Here is a 2,018-nt window from a genome sequence, read left to right on the forward strand (position 1 = left end):
CGCCTTGCTGCGCCCGGAAGGGCTGAAAAATGAAGAAAATGGATCAAATTTCGACGCGGGTCGTTTTTTGAAAAGTACTGACGGCTCGATAGCCGGAAAACATCCGGCTATTTCAGACCATCCCTAGCGAAATCTGCTGGGGCAGCGCAAACGGCGCAACACAGGACGCATCGAGCGGCAGTGTTGGCACCGTAAACATTACTCCGCAAGAGTTGATGACGATAAAGTCGTCCCAACTTCTTAGGCCCAGTAGCGTATAACCCGGCAGGTAATGGTCAAACCGGTAGGCTTTCATCGCAGCGAAGCTTTCATCCTGCGTGAGGACGATGAGGTAATCGTCGTTTTGCCAACCTTCGTTCATAAAGTACTGACTCACTTCCAGGATTCGGTTTGCTATCAGTTGCTCAAGGCTGCAAGCCGCCTGTTAGTACATATCATATTGCCAATCGCTGCTAGGAGTCTTATGTGACCGTAATAGCGAGAACCGCCAAATTTCCCACTATACCGAGAACCACCCACGCAAACGCTACCAGCGCCTTGAATACCTTCCGCGAGGGGCTGAAAACAACGTTAAGCAATGCCCCAATGAGGATGCCTGGAAAGCTGAATAAGTAGAAAAGCCACCCCATGGAGTCTGTGACCCAGAGGTCGAAAAGGAACAAGTACAGCCCCATGGCAGTAGCCATTCCCCCCAGCGATTCTCGTGACGCTTTGCACAGCAGCGCTATGCAAAGCACTGCCGCTTGCGGTAACCAGGAGTATGCAAAATTCTCCAGGAAGAAGGGGCCTTTTCCGGTTGTGTAGACGGCAACGGCAAGGCCCAGCCCGACGCCGACCCGCATCGGTGTAGATGATGAGTCGGGTTGGTGCATCGCGCGGCATTTACAGGAAGAAGACGACCTCCGTAAAAGTCTGGAGAAACCGGGCGATGTTCTGTCCTTTTCCATATTTGTTCGTGACCTACTCTCTATAGCTCCAGAACATTAGTACTTGAAATTTGTTTTTACTTCGCCATCACGCCTATAGGACATGACAAATGAAGTCCAGTTTTCACCACGCTTTCTAGAGTTTTCTTTTAATCGCTTTACCAGACTATATAGAACCGCGCCATTGAATTCAGTTTCGGCATTTGTCACCTCCACCCCATTATTTTCAACCACGAGCTCTTCCTCCGAATAGCCGTCACCCACCTCAACTTCGTAACGAAAAGAGTCATAACCATGCACAATGCCAGCCTCTATCAGTGCAAAAATTTCTTTTGCCAACTCTATATCTTCAATAATCACTCTATAACCTCCGGAATTTTTTAGCCTCATTTTCAAAGCGCAAAATTTTACTCTTGCCATCTATTGTATACGTCAATTCCATCGTGTCGGGCCTCGCCGAACCAGGATCCGTGCGATTAAACTTTATAGTAGTCGGACCAACAGTTTTAGAAGGATCATTTAAAGCCTCCTTTATTCTATTTTCATAGAAAACCTTATAGGCCGAGTTATTGAAATTCTTGTCCTGTGGAAACAGATTATAACCATCACAGGTCCCACCCTGGCTACACGCCTGATTATCTGGCCAGCAACTGGAGCCGGCTGGAGCGTTACGTGGAGGCTGGCTTTTTACCGATCGACAACAACCCGGCAGAGCGCGCAATAAGGCCGTTTGTGATCGGTCGCAAGGCTTGGCTGTTCAGCGACACGCCCAAAGGCGCGACGGCCAGTGCGCAGATCTATAGCTTGGTCGAAACTGCCAAGGTCAACGGCCAAGAGCCTTATACGTGGCTGCGCCACGTACTGGAGCGACTGCCGCATGCGCAGTCGGTAGCTGACTACGAAGCACTATTGCCGTGGAACTGCTCACCGGAAATACCACGGTAAACCGTTATCCCATCCGTAACTAGGTGGGGTAATGAGATGGTCCCCCCCGACACCCCGCGAGGGCTACGCTTTCGCAGGGTGTTTTATTTTCGGAGGCCATCTTCATGAGCGAATCAGCGCTGGTCGGTATCGATCTCGGCAAACACA

General features: G+C 50.1%; 3 protein-coding genes and 1 pseudogene. 1 reads left to right on the top strand and 3 read right to left on the bottom strand.

Going from position 1 to position 2,018, the window contains the following annotated elements; all coding sequences use genetic code 11:
* Window positions 1–112: 112 nt before the first annotated feature.
* The 3 genes from AACY31_RS28560 to AACY31_RS28570 form a co-directional block, all read right to left on the bottom strand.
* Complete coding sequence (locus tag AACY31_RS28560) at window positions 113–361, bottom strand: hypothetical protein (RefSeq protein ID WP_339505620.1); 249 nt, start codon at window positions 359–361, stop codon at window positions 113–115.
* A 100-nt stretch (window positions 362–461) separates the two neighbouring features.
* Window positions 462–872 (bottom strand): hypothetical protein, encoded by a 411-nt coding sequence (locus AACY31_RS28565; protein ID WP_339505621.1) that lies wholly within the window; start codon window positions 870–872, stop codon window positions 462–464.
* Window positions 873–983: 111 nt separating this feature from the next.
* Window positions 984–1,286, bottom strand: a complete 303-nt coding sequence (locus AACY31_RS28570; RefSeq protein WP_339505622.1) for a hypothetical protein — start codon at window positions 1,284–1,286, stop codon at window positions 984–986.
* Between the two features lie 276 nt (window positions 1,287–1,562).
* Between AACY31_RS28570 and AACY31_RS28575 the strand changes: the two are divergent.
* Window positions 1,563–1,871, top strand: a pseudogene (locus AACY31_RS28575) (transposase domain-containing protein); the annotation flags it as partial.
* Window positions 1,872–2,018: the final 147 nt, after the last annotated feature.

The organism is Pseudomonas sp. RL_105y_Pfl2_101, assembly GCF_963970585.1.
Taxonomy (GTDB): domain Bacteria; phylum Pseudomonadota; class Gammaproteobacteria; order Pseudomonadales; family Pseudomonadaceae; genus Aquipseudomonas.